The organism is Streptomyces sp. NRRL F-5755, assembly GCF_001279365.1.
Taxonomy (GTDB): Bacteria; Actinomycetota; Actinomycetes; order Streptomycetales; family Streptomycetaceae; genus Streptomyces; species Streptomyces rimosus.
In genome coordinates this window covers 1-16,323 of sequence record NZ_LGCW01000026.1, presented here as the reverse complement: position 1 = coordinate 16,323, position 16,323 = coordinate 1, and the positions used below count along the sequence as shown (strand labels likewise).

The window sequence follows — 16,323 nt, the reverse complement described above, 5'->3', positions numbered from 1 at the left end:
CCACTCCCACCACTCGGACTCGTCCGGTCACCACCCCCAGAGGGGCCCTCCTCTCCGCCTACCCCGTCACCCGGCCTCCGTCTCAGCTCGGCTGCCCGCTTCCCACCTCACTTCGCATCGGCATAGCACTCCACCACCGCCGTACTGAACGGGAACCGCACCGGCGTCTCGCCGAACGCGATCCGCCCCGCCAGCTCGGCGGCCTCCGCCACGAACCCGGCCACCGCCCCGGCCTCCTCCTCGGGGGCGTGCACGATCACCTCGTCGTGCTGGAAGAAGACCAGCTCCGCCCGGAGCGGCGCCAGCGACCTGCGCAGCGCGGCCAGCATCAGCAGCGCCCAGTCGGCGGCGCTGCCCTGCACCACGAAGTTGCGGGTGAACCGGCCGCGGGCCCGGGCACCCGCCGTGCTGCCGTACGCCGGTGCCTCCTCCTGCGGCAGGCCCGCCTCGTCGGGCGGCGCCACGGAGGCGGGCGGGCACGTACGCCCCAGCCAGGTCCGTACGAGACGGCCCTCCTCGCCCGCCCGCGCGGCCGTGTCCACGTACTCCACCGCAGCCGGATAGCGCCGCCGCAGGTCCGCCATGTGCTTGAGGGCGTCCCCGGACGTCTGGCCGTAAACGGCCCCCAGCAGCGCCAGCTTGGCCTGGTCGCGGTCGCCCCCGAACGCCCGCGCCGCCAGGTCGGCGTACAGATCGCGGCCGCTGCCCGCCACCTCCATCAGCCCGCGGTCCCGCGAGACCGCCGCGAGCACCCGCGGCTCCATCTGCTCGGCGTCGGCGACCACCAGCCGCCAGCCGGGATCGGCGACCACGGCCCTGCGGACCACCTTCGGAATCTGCAGCGCGCCACCGCCGTTGGTGGTCCAGCGCCCCGAAACCGTGCCCCCGGGCAGGTACTCCGGGCGGAAGCGGCCCTCGTGGACCCACTGCTGCAACCACGACCAGCCGTGCGCGGTGTGCAGCCGGTACAGCCGCTTGTACTCCAGGAGGGGCGCCACCGCCGGGTGCCGCACCTCCTGCAACTCCCACTTACGGGTCGAGCGCAGCGTGATCCCGGCGCCGGCGAACGCCTTGACGATCTCGGCGGGCAGGTCGGGGCGCACCCGCACACCCTCCCCGAACGCCCGCGACACCTCATCGGCCAGCTCCGCCATCCGGCGCGGCTCCAGCCCGCCCGGATAGCGCTCGCCCAGCAGCTCGTCCAGCAACTCCCGGTGCACGTCCGCCCGCCACGGCAACCCGGCGCGCGTCATCTCGGCGGCCACGAGCAGGCCGGCCGACTCGGCGGCCAGCAGCAGCCGCATCCGGTCCGGGTGCTCGGCCCGCTCCGTACGCTCCAACTGAGCGGCGTACACCTCCAGCAGCGCCGTGAACTCGTCCACGCCGGGCGGCAGCGGCACCGGGCCCGGCTCGAACAGCGACGGCTGCGTCTCCGCGCCGCGCACCGGCGGGTCGTCGGGCACCGGCAGCCGGTGCAGCCGCGCCCACGCCGCGGCCAGCGACCGCGGCTGCCCGGACTGCCCCTCCTCGTGCCCGATCAGCAGCGCCTCGGCCGCCTCCACGTCGTAGCACCGCTCGACCCGCACCCCCGCCGCGAGCAGCTTGCGGTACGTCTCCGAGGTCGAGCGCCACACCCACCGCTCCGCCTGCGGACAAGCCCGTACGGCCGCCACCACGCTCCCCGCCCGGACCGGCACCCCCACGACCCGCCCACCCCCGTCCACAGCACAAGCCACCACCCCACCCTCCCCGGAACCCCCGACAACCCACCGCATGGCCTCACCTTCGCATCCACCACTGACAATGGCGCGGCGTGTCCGGGGCCGGGCGGCGGCTACCTGCCGTCGCCGGGCCGCTGCCGGCCGCCGTCCTCCGCGGCGAAGGTGAGCAGGTCGCCGGGCTGGCAGCCCAGCTCGCGGCAGATGGCGCTGAGCGTGCTGTAGCGGATCGCCTTGGCCCGGTCGTTCTTCAGGACCGAGAGGTTGGCGACGGTCACACCGACCCGCTCGGCCAGCTGGGCCAGGGTCATGCCGCGCTCGCCCAGCAGGCGGTCCAGGTGGCACACGATGCGGTGCGCCTCCTCCGGCGGCATCAGACCAGCCCTTCGGTATCGGCACGCAGGCGGGTGCCGCTGCGGAACGCCGCCGCCGCGGCGGCAGCGAGGGCCGCCAGGAACACGGGCAGGACCGCGTAGTCCTGGGCGGGCGCGATCGCCGCGGCCATCGGTTCCCCGCGGACGAGGAGGTTGGTGGTCATCATGTACAGCAGCGGGACGAGAACTCCCAGCAGCATGAGGGCGACGGCGACGACGGTGAGGCGCCGTGTGTTCCCGGGCACGAAGAAGTCACCGTCCCGGAAGGTACGGGCCATCCGCAGCAACGCCACGAGCACCACGCTGATCAGCAGTCCCCCCACCACCACCGGAAGAACCAGAGGCAGCCGCTGCCCAAGGCCGGGATCGGCGAAGACCAGCTCGGCGCGGTCCGTCCCGCGCAGCGTCATGGCGGTGGACGCGGCGCCACTTGGCAGCCGCGCGGCCGCGTCGACGCGTACTTCTCTGGAGTCGGCCGACGCCCACGGTCCGGCCACCCCCAGGACCGGAAGGACGACGTGGAAGAGCCCCACCAGCAGCAAGGCCACTCCGAGAATCAGCTCCAACACGTAGTCCGCAGGCCGCGTCCACCAGTGCTTCATGTTCCCGCCCCTCCGTCGCATATCGTTTTTCGATGCTATCGAAAAACGATATGTGCGCGTCAAGCGGCAGCTCGCGGCACCGCCCCCTTCACCCGCCTCCCATCACCACTTCCAGTTCCTCCCCCACGCAAGCCCCCAACCGCCGCACCTCCGCCTCCAGCTCCGCCCCCGGCAGCGCCGAGCCGTCGAACGTCGTAAGTTCCACGGTCGAACCGCTCAGGGACCAGGTGCCCACGACCCGGCCGCCGAGGAGCACCACCGGGGATATCCACCCCGCCGCCCGGCTCACCTTGCCGCGGTGGGACGCGGGTATCAGGCGGGTGTCGGAGGTGCCGGGGGCGAGGACGTACTGGTCGAAGGCGGGGAGGAGATGCAGGCCGTGGTGGGGTTCGGCGCGGGCGAGGTCTTCCGCGTCGTCGGACATCAGATACGCCCGGTCGCCGTCCACTTCGACCTCCACCACCTGGTCGCCCAGCGCCTCGAACCAGCCCCGCAGCACCGCCTTGCGCGTGGCGCCCCGCAGCAGCCATGCGTCGAACACCGCGGGCGTCGCCGGTCCGTGCGCGCGCAGGTACGCCGGAATCACGGCCGCCGCAGCCTCTTCCGGGTCCGGTATGCCGCGCCATCCCGGCAGCCACGACCGGGGCGACGCGAAGGTCACGTGCTGCCCGCGCGCCGGACCCTGGCACAGCCGCCCCGTCCACGCCAACGGCTTGAGCACCGTGCTCCACCCGGACGCCAGCTGTTCCCCGAGCCCGCGCAGGCCCGGCCGCGCGAGCACCGCCCCGGTCAGTTCCCGCCGGGTCAGCACCTGTCCGTCCAGGATTTCCCCGACCGCCTCGCCCAGCGCCTCCATCTGCTGCGGACTCACCCCGAACGCCCGCTGCCAGGCGCCCTTTTCCCACGTCCGCGCGGCGGCGAGCAGGGAGAGATACGCCCCCGCCGCGCCGGCCGGCAGCAGATGCAGCGTCCCCCGCATGGCCCACGTCCTGACGAGCGAACGCGTCTCCAGCGCCTCCCGCACACCCGCCGTCGAGGGCTTCTCCTGCCGCACCGCGACCGCCAGCTCCGCCGCCGAGGCCACCTGCGCCTGCACTCCCGCGAGCCGCCCGACGATCTCCTCGGCCGACGCGTCCGTACGAGGCAGGAGGCCCTGCCGCCGCAGCCGCCAGGCCAGCACCTGCTCGTACGTCACCCGCACATCCCCGTTCATGACCTCATTGCACACCACCCCACTGACAACGGCCCTCGCGCGGCCCCGCCACCATCGGCCCCGGTCGACCGCCCCCGTCAAGTAGCGCCGTCAACCACCACATTGGCCGGTTACGTCCCCTACCCGGCCCACCCGAGTAAAGGGAGAATGCGCCCGCCGAGCCCACCCGGGCCCGGCCGTCACACGCCGCACTTCGCCCACCCCGCCGCATACCGCCCCACCCCGCCACGGCAGACAAGGGAGTCGCCCATATGGCCATCGCGCACCGCGCCATCGGTTCCGGACCGCACCCGGTGATCGTTCTTCACGACTGGTTCGGGACCTCGGCCAACTGGGGCTCCGTCCTGGACTTCCTCGACCGTGACGCCTTCACGTACGCCTTTCTCGACTGCCGTGGCTACGGCGACCGCAAGTACGTCCCGGGCCGCTACGACCTGCCGGAGATCGCCGGCGACGCGCTGGCCCTCGCCGACCAGCTCGGCTGGGACCGGTTCTCCCTGGTGGGGCACTCGATGGGCGCCAAGGCCGCACAGCAGGTGCTGGTCAACGCGCCCCATCGGGTGAACCGTCTCCTCGGCCTCGCGCCGGTGCCCGCCGCGCCGTACCCGATGGACGAGGCGACGCACGAGCTCTTCTACGGCGCCTCGGCGGACCCGGACAAGCGCCGCGCCATCATCGACCTGGTCACCGGCCACCGCGCGAGCCGCATCTGGCTGGACCGCATGGTCCGGCACTCCCTGGACATCTCCCGCCAGGAGGCGCACGCCTCCTATCTGGCCGGCTGGCAGCAGCTCGATCTCTCGGAGGCGGTCACGGACGCGGTCAAGCGCCACCCCGTGCCCGTACGGGTGGTCGTCGGCGCGTACGACCTGGCGGTGACCGCCGACCTCATGCGGGAGACCTGGCAGCGGTGGTACCCGCAGGTCGAGATCGTCACCATCGAGGGATCGGGCCACTACCCGATGCACGAGACCCCGGTGGCCCTGGCCACCACGATGGAGGAATTCCTCCGGGGGTAGGCGGGGCACCGGGCCGCGCCTTCCCGGACGCGCCCGCGCCCGCAACCTCTGTCAGCATGGCTACGTACTGCCCGTAACGCCGCAAAACGCAATGAAGCGGACTCGCCGCCGCTCCGGCGCGCGGCGTGGCGTCACGGCGGGCGTGGTGGCCGACGGAGCGAGGTACGGGCATGCGGGTGGCGCTGGCGCAGACGGACTGTGCGCTGGGCGAGGTGGACGCGAACGTCGCCACCGCGCGCGAAGAGGTCGAGAAGGCGGCGGAACAGGGCGCCGACCTCGTTGTCTTCCCCGAGCTGAGCCTGCACGGATACCACCTCGGCGTCCTGCCCCGGGACGTGTCGGTCGAGGCGCAGGACCCGCGGCTGCGCGACCTGAGCACGCTCGGCCCGGACGTCCTCGTGGGCTTCCACGAACACACGGTGCTGCGCGCGTACAACACCGCCGCCTACTACACGGACGGCGCGCTGCTGCACGCCCACCGCAAGCTGTACCTCCCCAACTACCTCTCCTGGGAGGAGCGCAAGCACGTCAGCCCCGGCCAGTCGCTGCGCGCCTACAGCCTCACGAAGTCCCCCAGCGGCGGCCGGGGCGCGACGCTGGTCTGCAACGACGCCTGGCAGCCGGTACTGCCCTGGCTCGCCGTGCAGGACGGCGCCGAGGTCCTGTTCGTCCCCACCAACAGCGCGGCCAGCCTCGACCCGGAGGCCATGGACACCGGCTCGTACTGGGACACCCTGCTCTCCTACACGGCGCGGATGCTCCAGTGCTGGATCGTCTTCGTCAACCGCGTCGGCAACGAGCACGGCGCCACCTTCTGGGGCGGCTCCCGCGTGGTGGACCCGCGCGGCACGGTGGTGGCACAGGCCCCGAAGTGGGAACCCGCACTGGTCACGGTCGACATCGACCCCTCCGAGGCACGCCGCCAGCGCCGCGCCGTCCCCCTGGTCGCCGAGGCCCGGCTGGGTCTTATCGACCGGGAGGTGCGGCGCTTGATCGATGAGGGCGGGGACAGCTGAAGTGGGGGCACACTCGTTCGGGTGATGGATCGCCCGAACGGCTGCATGACGTCACCGGTGCTGCCAGGCTCGTTCCGTACGAAGGAGGTCCTGTGGCCTGGTCAGCCCCGGAGCGCGAGCAGCAAGCGATCAGCGCCGCGCTCAAGATCGCGTCGGTCGAGGAGGCCTTCGCAGCGTTGAGCGCGGCAGCCCCCGAGGGGTGGGGCGTGGAACAGATCGAAGGGGAGATCCACGTGGCAGCACCCGCCGACGGCGAGCATGCGGAGATCGTGGCCGAAGTCGCGGACCAGGTGTCCGGCCGCCGCAAGGACGCGGGACTGCGCACGCGTACCGGGCTCGGACTGAACGTGCCAGGCGTATGGATCACCGGAAAGGTCACTCCCGACCTGGTGATCGCCCCGAAGAGAAGCTTCGGCGGCCGGCTGAAATTCCACGATCCGTCGCCCGTGATGCTGGTGGGCGAGGTGACCTCCGAGTCCACCGCGGACCGCGACCGCGGCCCCAAGCTGCGCGGTTACGCCCGCGTCGGCATCCCCCTCTACCTCCTGGTGGACCGGGAGGCGCACCGCGTGACCCTGTACTCCGAGCCCGCGGGGGACCGGTACACCCGTGAGTCGGCGGTCGCCTTCTCCAAGACGATCGCCCTTCCCGCCCCGTTCGACTTCGAGATCGACACCAGCCAGTTCTGAGCCGACGGACGGCCCGCCCCGTCCCCACGGGACGGACCGCCCCCACCCCTACCAGCTCGACTTCCGCACCCCCGGCAGGAACCCCGCGTGCGCCTGTTCGCGCAGGTTTACGCGGGAGAGTCCGAACGCGCGGAAGTAGCCGCGCGGGCGGCCGTCGACGCTGTCGCGGTTGCGGACGCGGGTGGCGCTCGCGTCGCGCGGCTGGCGGGTCAGTTCGCGCTGGGCGGCGAGCCGTTCCTGCTCGGGGGTGTGCGGGTTGCGGATGACGGACTTCAGCAGCGCCCGCCGGGCGGCGTAGCGGGCCACCGTCGCGCGCCGCTTCTCGTTCTTCGCGATCTTGCTCTTCTTGGCCATCAGACCTTCTCCCCTCGTGCGCGGATACGGGCGACGGCCGCCTCGATCCCGATCGTGTCCACGGTCTTGATCCCCTTGGCGCTCAGCGTCAGCCGGATGTGCCGGCCTTCGCTCGGCAGCCAGTAGCGCTTGCGCTGGATGTTCGGGTCGAAGCGCCGCGATGTGCGGCGGTGCGAGTGCGAGACGGATTTGCCGAAGCCGGGGGCGCGGCCGGTCAGCTGGCAGTGGGCGGACAAGGTCAGGACCTCCTAATGAAAATGGAAACCATTTCTGTATAGTAGCGCCCATGGCCCGCAACGAACTACGCCCCTTGATCAAGCTCCGGTCCACCGCCGGGACCGGCTACACGTACGTGACCCGCAAGAACCGCAGGAACGACCCCGACCGGCTGGTGCTGAGGAAGTACGACCCGGTCGTCCGCCGCCACGTCGACTTCCGAGAGGAGCGCTGAGCAGCGTCATGAAGCCTGGAATCCACCCCGCCTACGGGCCCGTCGTCTTCCGTGACCGGGCCGCCGACTTCGCCTTCCTGACCCGGTCGACCGCGACCAGCGACAAGACGATCGAGTGGGAGGACGGCAACACGTACCCGGTCATCGACGTCGAGATCTCGTCCGCGAGCCACCCCTTCTACACGGGGACGGCGCGCGTGCTGGACACCGCGGGGCGCGTGGAGCGGTTCGAGCGCCGGTACGGGAAGCGCGGGGCCCGCTGATGGGCGGCCCGTCGCAGGACCCGTCGCGGGAAGGCGCGACCGGCGGCCCCGGCGGCAGTGGCGGCTATGGGGACCGGCTGCCCGTGGTGATCGTCGGCGGGCTGCACTCGGACGCCCGCCGGACCACCGTGGAGCGCCTGCTGCGCGCCGTGCCCGGCAGTGTCGCGCTGCACCACGACCTCGCCACCGCCGCTGAAGGAACGGTTCGCCGGACCGTACGGGACGCCGGCGGCGTACTCGACACGGGTGAGGCGCCGCTGGTCAACGACTGCGCGTGCTGCGCGCTGCGCGAAGACCTGGTGCCCGAGCTGGAGCGGCTGGCCGCGGGGCGCACCTGCCGGCTGGCCGTCGTCGAGCTGTGGGACTCCGTCGAGCCCAAGGCCATGGCCGAGGTGGTCACGGCCTGCGGCGGTACGGAGCTGGCGCTGACCGGCGTCATCACGGCCGTCGAACCGGCGCTGCTGCTGCCGTACCTGGGCTGCGGCGACGACCTGGCCGAGGCGGGGCTCGCCGCGGCGGCCTCCGACCAGCGGACCGTCGCGGACACCTGGGCGCGGCAGCTGGAGTACCCGCCGGTGCTCGCCATCGCGCCCGGCGAGGAGGAGGGCGACGCGTCCGACCTGGCACTGCTCGCGCAGCTGCACCCCACGGCCCGGCAGGTGGCCGTCGACTCCCCGGGCGAGCTGGCCGCCGCGGCCCTCGCGGGCTTCGACGTGGAAGCGGCGGCGGCACGGCAGCACCCGGCGTGCGCGCTGCTGCCGCAGGAGGCGGACGCGGACGGTGTCGGCACGCTCGTCTGGCACCGCGACCGGCCCTTCCACCCGGCCCGGCTGTACGCGGCACTGGAGGACCTGACCTGTGTGGCGGCCCGCAGCCGTGGCCGGTTCTGGCTGGCCGACCGGCCGGACACGCTGCTGTCGTGGGACGCGGCGGGCGGCGCGCTGTGCGTCGAGAACGCCGGTCCGTGGCTGGCCGCGCTGCCGGACGCCGCCTGGGAGATGGTGCCGCCGGTACGCCGCGCCGCGGCCGCGCTGGACTGGCACCCCGAGCACGGCGACCGCGCGCAGCACCTGGTCTTCACCTCGCCGGGGCTGGACCGCGACGGTCTGACGTCGCTGCTGGAGTCCTGCCTGCTGACGGACGAGGAGTACGCGGGCGGGCCCGAGGCGTGGAAGCGGCTGGCCCCGGCGTTCGACGAACTCCTCGATCCCGTTCCGTAATCCGCCGGATTCCTGCCGGCCGCCAGTCCGCCGACTCGGCGCCGGCCGCCGATCCGCCGGCTTTCCACCGGCCGCCTTCCCCGTTCCCCGCCGGTCGCATACGCCGCTTCCCTACGGCCGCGACCTGCCCGTACGACCTCAGGAGCCCTCCATGCCCCGTCGCCACGACCCCCGCAAGAAGTCCGCGCCCCGTCCCAACCCCCTGGACGCGGCCGGAATCACCTACATCGACTACAAGAACACCGACCTGCTGCGGAAGTTCATCTCCGACCGCGGCAAGATCCGCAGCCGCCGGGTCACGCGGGTGAGCGCGCAGCAGCAGCGGCAGCTGGCCCGGGCGATCAAGAACGCGCGGGAGATGGCTTTGCTGCCGTACGCGTCGAAGTGAGCGGGGACCCGGGCGCGGTGGCCCGGTGATGCGGGTGTTGCGTGAGGTGCCCAGGGTGCTCGACGTGCTGTGACCAGGCTTTTACGGGCCGTCGTGCACGTGCATCCGACCATGCATCGGCACATGAACGCAGCTATGATCCCAAGCAGTTGCAGTTGACACCGTTTCCTGTTGTCGGCACTGCTACTGACAGACCATCATCGAATGCCAACCGCTCAGCGCGCCCGGATCCACCACCGCTGACCATCGCATCCACCGGGGGAGACACCTGTGCCCGACGCATACAACGGCATGGCCGCAACGGATCTCCACGGTGTGATCTGGCAGAAGAGCAGGCACAGCAACTCGCAGGGCTCCTGCGTGGAGTTCGCGCGGCTGCCGGGCGGCGAGATCGCCGTACGCAACTCGCGCTTCCCGGACGGACCGGCGCTCGTCTACACGCCGGCCGAGGTCGAGGCGATGATCCTGGGTGTCAAGGACGGTGAGTTCGACCACCTGGTCAGGGACTGACCACCGCCTGCCCGCGCGCCTGCCCGGACGGTTCCGGCCGTCCGGGCAGGCCGGCGGATGTTCCGGGGCCCCCGGGCCCCGTGCCCCCGCGGCCCCGGAGCATCCGCCGCTCAGGGCAGTCTGAACTGCGCCCACACGATCTTGCCGTGCGGCGCGTCGGCCAGGGGGTGCCAGCCCCAGCCGTCACTGAAGGCGTCCACCAGATACAGGCCGCGGCCCGACTCCGCGCCGGCCTCGGCCTCCCCGGCCTCCGGTGACGCGTCGCTGGAGTCCCGTACCGCGCACACCAGCCGGGACGACCAGCGCATCAGGTGCAGCCTGGCGGGGAGTGCGGACGCGTCGTCGTGGGACGTGTCGCACGGTCCGCCGCCGACCGCCGCGGTGTGCCGCAGCGCGTTGGTGACCAGTTCGGAGACGACCAGGGCGACCCCGTCGAAGATCTCCTCCAGCTCCCATCGGTGCAGTGTCTCGCGGGTGAACTGCCGGGCACCGCGCACCGACTCGTACCGTGGTGCCAGCGAATAGGAGACGGAACCGGAGACGGCCAGGGGGTCGGCGGAAGGAAAGCCCTGCCATAACGGCTGGAGCATGGTCGAAACCTTGGTTCCCATGCGAGGCACCCCTGGCATTCGCGGACGTCATGATCCTGGCCGGGCACCCGGATCTGGCGGTCTGGCGGATCTTTCACGAGCGTGCATGCGTGCGCTGCCCATGGTTCCCAATGCGTACGCCAGATGCAAGGGCAGATGCACGTGCACGCGCCCTGTTTGGGGGCGGGCATGCCACTTCACGCGTATTTCTTCCTACGTGTTCTTGCGGAGCGGCTGCCCGGACCTCACACATCAGTAACCGGATGAGCACTCAACGAAGCCCGGACGTGGCAGACTGCGGCCCACTGTTGGACGGGGTGGGCCATGGGAGGGTCACAAAGGTGTCCGCAAGTGAATCGAGCGGGTCCGTGGTGCGGCGCATCCTGCTGGGGGCACAGCTCCGCAGGTTGCGCGAGTCGCGCGGGATCACCCGCGAGGCGGCCGGCTACTCCATCCGCGCCTCCGAGTCGAAGATCAGCCGGATGGAACTGGGCCGGGTGAGCTTCAAGGCCCGGGATGTCGAGGACCTGCTCACGCTGTACGGCGTGAACGATCCGCAGGAGCGCGAGGCGCTGCTCGTACTGGCCCGGGAGGCCAACGTCGCGGGCTGGTGGCACAGTTACGGCGACGTTCTGCCCGGCTGGTTTCAGACATATGTGGGCCTGGAGGGGGCCGCTTCCCTCATCCGCGCCTACGAGGTCCAGTTCGTGCACGGGCTTCTGCAAACGCAGGAGTACGCGCATGCGGTCGTGCGCCGCGGAATGCCCGATGCCGGTGCGGCGGAAATCGACCGCCGGGTCGCGCTGCGTCTGGAGCGGCAGAAGTTGTTGCTGGCAGAGCGCCCGCCGGAGTTCCACTGCGTGCTCGACGAGGCGGCGCTGCGCCGCCCGTACGGCGACCGCGAGGTGATGCGCGGGCAGCTGCGGCACCTGATCGAACTCTCCGAGCGGCCGAACGTGCGCCTGCAGGTGATGCCGTTCAGTTTCGGCGGGCACGCGGGCGAGAGCGGCGCCTTCACCACGCTCGGATTCCCGGAGCCCGGGCTGCCCGACGTCGTCTACCTGGAGCAGCTGACCAGCGCCCTCTATCTCGACAAGCGCGACGAGGTGGCGCAGTACGCGCATGTCATGGACCGCCTCCAGGAGGACAGTCCGAATCCGGCCGAGACCAGGGACTTGATACGTGGTCTACTCCAACTGACTTAACCCGTAGGTAGCATGAGTTCCAATCAGGAGCCAGCACCCCCCGGCCGGACGCTCCGATGCGCGTCCCGCCCTCCAGATTGGGATTTCTCATGTCCTTCTTCGACGAGTTGGCGTACCAGTACATCGACGGCGAATGGCGGGCCGGAAGCGGCTCGTGGGACATCGTCGATTTCAATCCCTATGACGGGGAGAAGCTGGCGTCCATAACCGTCGCCACCGTTGACGAGATCGACCAGGCGTACCGTGCCGCCGAACGCGCGCAGGGGGAGTGGGGGGCCACCAACCCGTACACCCGCAGGCTGGTCTTCGAGCGCGCGCTGCGGATCATCGACGACCGGGAGCAGGAACTCGGCGCGGCGATCGCCGCCGAGGTCGGCGGCACGCACGCCAAGGTGGCCTTCGAGCTGCACCTCGTACGGGAATTCCTGCGCGAGGCGATCCAGCTCTCGCTGCGGGCCGAGGGCCGCATTCTGCCGTCCCCGGCGGACGGCAAGGAAAACCGGCTCTACCGCCTCCCGGTCGGCGTCGTCGGCGTCATCAGCCCCTTCAACTTCCCGTTCCTGCTGTCGGTCAAGTCGGTGGCGCCCGCGCTCGCGCTCGGCAACGCCGTCGTGCTCAAGCCCCACCAGAACACCCCGGTCTGCGGCGGCGGCCTGGTCGCCAAGGTCTTCGAGGAGGCCGGGCTGCCGGCCGGGCTGCTGAACGTCGTGGTGACCGACATCGCGGAGATCGGTGACGCGCTCATCGAGCACCCGGTGCCGAAGGTCATCTCCTTCACCGGCTCGGAGAAGGTCGGCCGCCACGTCGCGACCGTCGCCGCCTCCCACTTCAAGCGCACCGTCCTGGAGCTGGGCGGCAACAGCGCGCTGGTCGTCCTGGACGACGCCGACATCGACTACGCGGTGGACGCCGCCGTCTTCAGCCGCTTCGTGCACCAGGGCCAGGTCTGCATGGCCGCCAACCGGGTGCTGGTGGACCGCGCGGTGGAGCAGGAGTTCACCGAGAAGTTCGTCGCCAAGGTCAAGACCCTGAAGGTGGGCGACCCGACCGATCCGGCCACCCACATCGGCCCGCTGATCAACGAGGGGCAGGCGGAGGCGGTGACCGCGGTGGTGGAGCGCGCCGTCTCCGAGGGCGGCACCGCGCTGGTGCACGGCACGGCCCGGGGCACGCTGGTCGGCCCGACCGTCCTGGCCGGCCTGCCCGAGGGCTCGTGCGCGCTCGCCCAGGAGATCTTCGGCCCGGTCGTCTCGCTGGTCCCGTTCGACGGGGACGAGGAGGCCGTACGGATCACCAACGACTCCCCGTACGGGCTCAGCGGCGCCGTGCACACCGCGGACATCGAGCGCGGCGTGCGGTTCGCCAAGCGCATCGAGACCGGCATGATCCACATCAACGACGGCACGGTGCACGACGAGCCGATCGTGCCCTTCGGCGGCGAGAAGGGCTCCGGGCTGGGGCGGCTGAACGGCGACGCGATGGTGGAGGCGTTCACCACCACCAAGTGGATCTCCATTCAGCACGGGCGGTCGCGGTTCCCGTTCTGACGGCCGTCCGCTTTCCGTCCGCGCCACACCGCCCGTACGTCCGTCCGCGCCACCGCCCGTACGCCCGTCCGGACCGGCCGACGCGGCCCGGACGGGCGCCGGTGGCCGGGGCTTCCCGTACCCAGGCCGGCGATTTTCGGCATGCGGCCAAAGCCGCGGGCCATTGAGGACACCACCTGTCCTCAATGGCCCGTAGCTTTTTCCCTGTCGGACCACGGCAGCAGCGCCGCGGCCCTCACGAAAGGCGGCTCCCATGCCCACTCACGTTCCGGCCGAAGCCCACGGCGACGAGCGCGGCGCGCTCCTGGCCTTCCTGGAGGCGCAGCGCGGCGGTATCCGCCGGTCCGTTCTCGGGCTCACCGACGAACAGGCCACCCGTAAGCCGTCCGCCAGCGAACTGTCCCTGGCCGGTCTGCTCAAGCACGTCGCCGAGGTGGAGCGCGACTGGCTGGAAACCGCCCAGCAGGTGCCGCACACCGTCCAGCGCGACATGACCAACTACCACCTGAGCTTCCAGCTGGAGGAGTCGCAGACGGTCGCGAGCGTGCTCGCGGAGTGGGCGGAGACGGCGCGGGCGACCGAGGAGTTCATCCGGTCGCAGCCGGACCTGAACGGCACGTTCCCGCTGCCCGAGGCCCCCTGGTTCCCGCCGAAGGCGGAGCAGTCGATGCGCTGGCTGCTGCTCCACCTGATCGAGGAGATCGCCCGGCACGCCGGCCACGCGGACATCATCCGCGAGTCCCTGGACGGCAAGACCGCCTTCACCCTGGTCGACGAGGAGCGCGCGGCGCAGGGCTGAGGCGGCCCCTCCGTACCGGGCGGACCCGGCACCAGCCCCCCGTGCCGGTGCCGGGCGCCGCGCTCAGTACTTGATGATCTCGATGCCGTTGGACTCGGTGTGCACGCTGCCGGTGCTGCAGCTCGCGGCGTTGTACTTGGTGCGCCACGACGCGCTGAGGCCGCTGCCGGCCCAGGTGCACCAGACCCGTACCTTGAACTTGCCGAAGGACGCGGGGCAGTTAGCGAAACCGACCGACTGGCCGTGACCGCCCTTGGTGCACCCCGCCGCGAGGGCCTGGGCGGGGGAGAGCGCCGTACCGGCGGGGAGAGCCCGTACGGCCGCCGCGGTCGTCGTCGGCGCGCTCGTCTGAGCCGTTGCAGGCCCCGCCCAGATGAGTCCACTTCCGGCCACCAGTCCGGCCACGGCCACCAGCTTCTTCGACGTACGCATGCGGTATCCCTTCGCAGAAACCATCTGGACAGCTCGCGGCCGGGAGGGGCAGGGCTTCCGCCCCAACTCCGGCCGACGGGCCAGGAGTCTGCGTACGGCCATGACGGCGGGACAACGGGGTCGGCCTGTCCCGGACAAGCAGGCGGTGTCCGGGCTGGTCAGAGCGCTGGGACGGGCGTGTCCCGGACAGTGGCCCGGCCGTACGGGGTGCCTGCGGCCCATTCCGCCCCGCTGCCCGGCCGCCCACGCCGTCAGCCCACGTCGTCGCGCAACTCCGCCGCCCGGCGCAGCGCGTCGCGTACCGACTTGCGCTCCGCGGCGTCGAGTTCGACCGCCTCCGCCCGGTCGAGCCAGGGAACGGCCGCTGTCGAGCCGTCCAACTGAGCAGCCGTCTCGGCGCGCAGGACGAGAAGCTGGAAGAGCTGGAGCGCGGTCGGCCCGGCCGGTGCCGCTTCACTGCCCGGTGCGTCCCGCTCGTCCTCCAGCACCCGGTCGATGATGCGGGCCGCCCCGGCGTGGTCGCCCTTGGACTCGGCGAACAGCGTCGCCTGGTGCAGGGCTCGCGCGTACCGCTCCTTGGGGACGGCCGGGTAGTCGAAACTGTCCGCGATCGGCTGCCCGATGCGTATGCAGTTGCCGCCGGGGTCGGTCATCAGGAACTGCCGCAGGCCGTACGCCATGTCCTTCAGCGCCCCGATCCGCGGCAGCCCGCGGGTCGGCACCTTGCCGTACGCGGCCCTCAGGTTCGCGCGAAAGGCCGCGTGGAGCCCGTCCACGTCGTCGGTCAGGATGTAGCAGGTGCTGTACGAGGTGGTCGGGTCGTACGACTTCATCCCGAAGAACTGCAGCTCGATGCCGCGCAGGCGGACGCCGCAGTACGGGTTCGGGCTCTTCTGGTACGAGGTCACCTCGAAACCGAGGGCCCGGTAGAAGTCGAGGAGTTCGTCGATGGAGGGGCACGGGAGGATCGGAATCACGGTCTCGGCCATGCGGGTGAGCGTAGGGCGCGCCAAGCGGGTATTCAAACTTGAGTAGAGAAGAGGTCTAGGCTGGCGGCAGCGCGAGTGTGAAGGATGCGAGGAGACGATGTCGGCGATCCGGCTGTTGGTACTGGGGGCCGTGCGGCAGCACGGGCGGGCGCACGGTTACCAGGTGCGCAACGACCTCGAATACTGGGGCGCCCACGAGTGGTCCAACGCCAAACCGGGGTCGATCTACCACGCCCTCAAACAGATGGCGAAGCAGGGGCTGCTGCACGCGCACGACATCGCCCCCAGCACCGCCGGCGGCCCCCCGCGCACGGAGTACGAGATGACCGAGGCGGGCACGGCGGAGTACTTCAAGCTGCTGCGCGACTCCCTGTCCCAGTACGACCGCAAGGTGGACGAACTGAGCGCGGCGATCGGCTTCATCGTCGACCTGCCCCGCGAGGAGGCCGTGGCCCTGCTGAAGGAGCGGGTGCGGGGCCTGGAGGAGTGGCGGGAGTCGGTCACCGAGTACTACACACCGGCGGACGGCCCGGAACAGCTCGGCCACATCGGCGAGATCATGAACATGTGGGTGAACGCGGCGGACACCGGCGCGGACTGGTCCCGCGGGCTGATCGACCGGATCGAGCGCGGGGCGTACGTCTTCGCGGGCGAGGGCGAGCCGTTCGTGGGGGTGCTGGCGGAGGGGCAGGAGAATCCGTTCGCTACGGGGGAGCCGGATCCGGAGTCGAATGCGGGTCCGGATGGGGGCCCGGATGCGGATGCGAATGCGGATGCGGAGGATGGCGCCGGGCCGGGGCCGTCCGTCGAATAATCAAGTTTGACTAGAGTGCTTCGCAGGCGTACCTTCCTGGGCCGGTAGTCAAATTTGTCTACTGATTTCTTCTCCGGAGGAGGCACCGTGAGCCCATCACCCGCCCCCGTCCCCGTCCCCGCCCTCACCC

The 16,323-nt window shown here is 71.3% G+C and carries 21 protein-coding genes; 12 read left to right on the top strand and 9 right to left on the bottom strand.

The features are described 5' to 3' along the window. Positions 1–107 precede the first annotated feature (107 nt). The 4 genes from ADK86_RS05210 to ADK86_RS05195 all read right to left on the bottom strand — a co-directional run bounded on the left by ADK86_RS05210 (position 108) and on the right by ADK86_RS05195 (position 3,907). Positions 108–1,775 (bottom strand): bifunctional 3'-5' exonuclease/DNA polymerase, encoded by a 1,668-nt coding sequence (locus ADK86_RS05210; protein WP_053695512.1) that lies wholly within the window; start codon positions 1,773–1,775, stop codon positions 108–110. Between the two features lie 59 nt (positions 1,776–1,834). Then, a complete protein-coding gene (locus ADK86_RS05205) occupies positions 1,835–2,092 on the bottom strand; it encodes a helix-turn-helix domain-containing protein (protein ID WP_053695511.1) in 258 nt (85 codons plus the stop codon). Continuing rightward, positions 2,092–2,694, bottom strand: coding sequence for a DUF2975 domain-containing protein (locus tag ADK86_RS05200; RefSeq protein ID WP_053695510.1), 603 nt, complete (start codon positions 2,692–2,694; stop codon positions 2,092–2,094). The genes ADK86_RS05205 and ADK86_RS05200 overlap by 1 nt, the downstream gene beginning before the upstream one ends. Positions 2,695–2,782: 88 nt before the next feature. Beyond that, complete coding sequence (locus tag ADK86_RS05195) at positions 2,783–3,907, bottom strand: winged helix DNA-binding domain-containing protein (RefSeq protein WP_053695509.1); 1,125 nt, start codon at positions 3,905–3,907, stop codon at positions 2,783–2,785. A gap of 251 nt (positions 3,908–4,158) precedes the next feature. On the opposite strand from ADK86_RS05195, the gene ADK86_RS05190 reads away from it, so the two are divergent. The 3 genes from ADK86_RS05190 to ADK86_RS05180 all read left to right on the top strand — a co-directional run bounded on the left by ADK86_RS05190 (position 4,159) and on the right by ADK86_RS05180 (position 6,631). Beyond that, positions 4,159–4,926 (top strand): alpha/beta fold hydrolase, encoded by a 768-nt coding sequence (locus tag ADK86_RS05190; protein ID WP_053695508.1) that lies wholly within the window; start codon positions 4,159–4,161, stop codon positions 4,924–4,926. 170 nt (positions 4,927–5,096) lie between these two features. Then, entirely contained in the window at positions 5,097–5,942 is an 846-nt protein-coding gene (locus ADK86_RS05185; protein WP_003984629.1) for a nitrilase-related carbon-nitrogen hydrolase, read from the top strand. A 92-nt stretch (positions 5,943–6,034) separates the two neighbouring features. Continuing rightward, positions 6,035–6,631: a Uma2 family endonuclease gene (locus tag ADK86_RS05180; protein ID WP_053695507.1), complete on the top strand. Its 597-nt coding sequence runs from the start codon at positions 6,035–6,037 to the stop codon at positions 6,629–6,631. Positions 6,632–6,679: 48 nt separating this feature from the next. On the opposite strand, the gene rpsN is transcribed toward ADK86_RS05180, so the two are convergent. Together rpsN and rpmB are read right to left on the bottom strand one after the other, a co-directional pair. Next, on the bottom strand, positions 6,680–6,985 hold the full coding sequence (gene rpsN / locus ADK86_RS05175; RefSeq protein ID WP_030596480.1) for a 30S ribosomal protein S14: 306 nt from the start codon (positions 6,983–6,985) through the stop codon (positions 6,680–6,682). After that, positions 6,985–7,221: a 50S ribosomal protein L28 gene (rpmB, locus tag ADK86_RS05170; protein WP_053695506.1), complete on the bottom strand. Its 237-nt coding sequence runs from the start codon at positions 7,219–7,221 to the stop codon at positions 6,985–6,987. Before rpmB ends, rpsN begins: the two co-directional genes overlap by 1 nt. A 50-nt stretch (positions 7,222–7,271) precedes the next feature. On the opposite strand from rpmB, the gene rpmG reads away from it, so the two are divergent. From rpmG to ADK86_RS05145, 5 genes are all read left to right on the top strand, one after another. Further along, on the top strand, positions 7,272–7,436 hold the full coding sequence (rpmG, locus tag ADK86_RS05165) for a 50S ribosomal protein L33 (RefSeq protein ID WP_003984633.1): 165 nt from the start codon (positions 7,272–7,274) through the stop codon (positions 7,434–7,436). Positions 7,437–7,444: 8 nt separating this feature from the next. Next, positions 7,445–7,699, top strand: coding sequence for a type B 50S ribosomal protein L31 (locus ADK86_RS05160; RefSeq protein WP_003984634.1), 255 nt, complete (start codon positions 7,445–7,447; stop codon positions 7,697–7,699). Further along, positions 7,699–8,919 (top strand): GTP-binding protein, encoded by a 1,221-nt coding sequence (locus tag ADK86_RS05155; RefSeq protein WP_234345718.1) that lies wholly within the window; start codon positions 7,699–7,701, stop codon positions 8,917–8,919. The genes ADK86_RS05160 and ADK86_RS05155 overlap by 1 nt, the downstream gene beginning before the upstream one ends. A 151-nt stretch (positions 8,920–9,070) precedes the next feature. After that, on the top strand, positions 9,071–9,307 hold the full coding sequence (gene rpsR, locus ADK86_RS05150; protein WP_053695505.1) for a 30S ribosomal protein S18: 237 nt from the start codon (positions 9,071–9,073) through the stop codon (positions 9,305–9,307). 270 nt (positions 9,308–9,577) lie between these two features. Further along, positions 9,578–9,817, top strand: coding sequence for a DUF397 domain-containing protein (locus ADK86_RS05145; protein WP_003984637.1), 240 nt, complete (start codon positions 9,578–9,580; stop codon positions 9,815–9,817). 110 nt (positions 9,818–9,927) lie between these two features. Here the strand turns inward: ADK86_RS05145 and ADK86_RS05140 are convergent, their stop codons facing one another. After that, entirely contained in the window at positions 9,928–10,428 is a 501-nt protein-coding gene (locus ADK86_RS05140) for an ATP-binding protein (RefSeq protein ID WP_053695504.1), read from the bottom strand. Positions 10,429–10,748: 320 nt separating this feature from the next. Between ADK86_RS05140 and ADK86_RS05135 the strand changes: the two genes are divergently transcribed. From ADK86_RS05135 to ADK86_RS05125, 3 genes are all read left to right on the top strand, one after another. Continuing rightward, positions 10,749–11,612, top strand: coding sequence for a helix-turn-helix domain-containing protein (locus ADK86_RS05135; RefSeq protein ID WP_063760933.1), 864 nt, complete (start codon positions 10,749–10,751; stop codon positions 11,610–11,612). A gap of 89 nt (positions 11,613–11,701) precedes the next feature. After that, positions 11,702–13,159: an aldehyde dehydrogenase family protein gene (locus ADK86_RS05130; protein WP_053695503.1), complete on the top strand. Its 1,458-nt coding sequence runs from the start codon at positions 11,702–11,704 to the stop codon at positions 13,157–13,159. A 253-nt stretch (positions 13,160–13,412) separates the two neighbouring features. Further along, entirely contained in the window at positions 13,413–13,958 is a 546-nt protein-coding gene (locus tag ADK86_RS05125; RefSeq protein WP_053695502.1) for a DinB family protein, read from the top strand. Positions 13,959–14,021: 63 nt separating this feature from the next. On the opposite strand, the gene ADK86_RS05120 is transcribed toward ADK86_RS05125, so the two are convergent. Together ADK86_RS05120 and ADK86_RS05115 are read right to left on the bottom strand one after the other, a co-directional pair. Further along, a complete protein-coding gene (locus ADK86_RS05120; protein ID WP_053695501.1) occupies positions 14,022–14,390 on the bottom strand; it encodes a hypothetical protein in 369 nt (122 codons plus the stop codon). Positions 14,391–14,641: 251 nt separating this feature from the next. Next, the gene (locus ADK86_RS05115; protein WP_053695500.1) at positions 14,642–15,379 is read right to left on the bottom strand and encodes a bleomycin resistance protein; all 738 of its coding nucleotides are present in this window, start codon (positions 15,377–15,379) and stop codon (positions 14,642–14,644) included. Positions 15,380–15,476: 97 nt separating this feature from the next. Between ADK86_RS05115 and ADK86_RS05110 the strand changes: the two genes are divergently transcribed. Beyond that, a complete protein-coding gene (locus tag ADK86_RS05110; RefSeq protein ID WP_053695499.1) occupies positions 15,477–16,193 on the top strand; it encodes a PadR family transcriptional regulator in 717 nt (238 codons plus the stop codon). Positions 16,194–16,323: the final 130 nt, after the last annotated feature.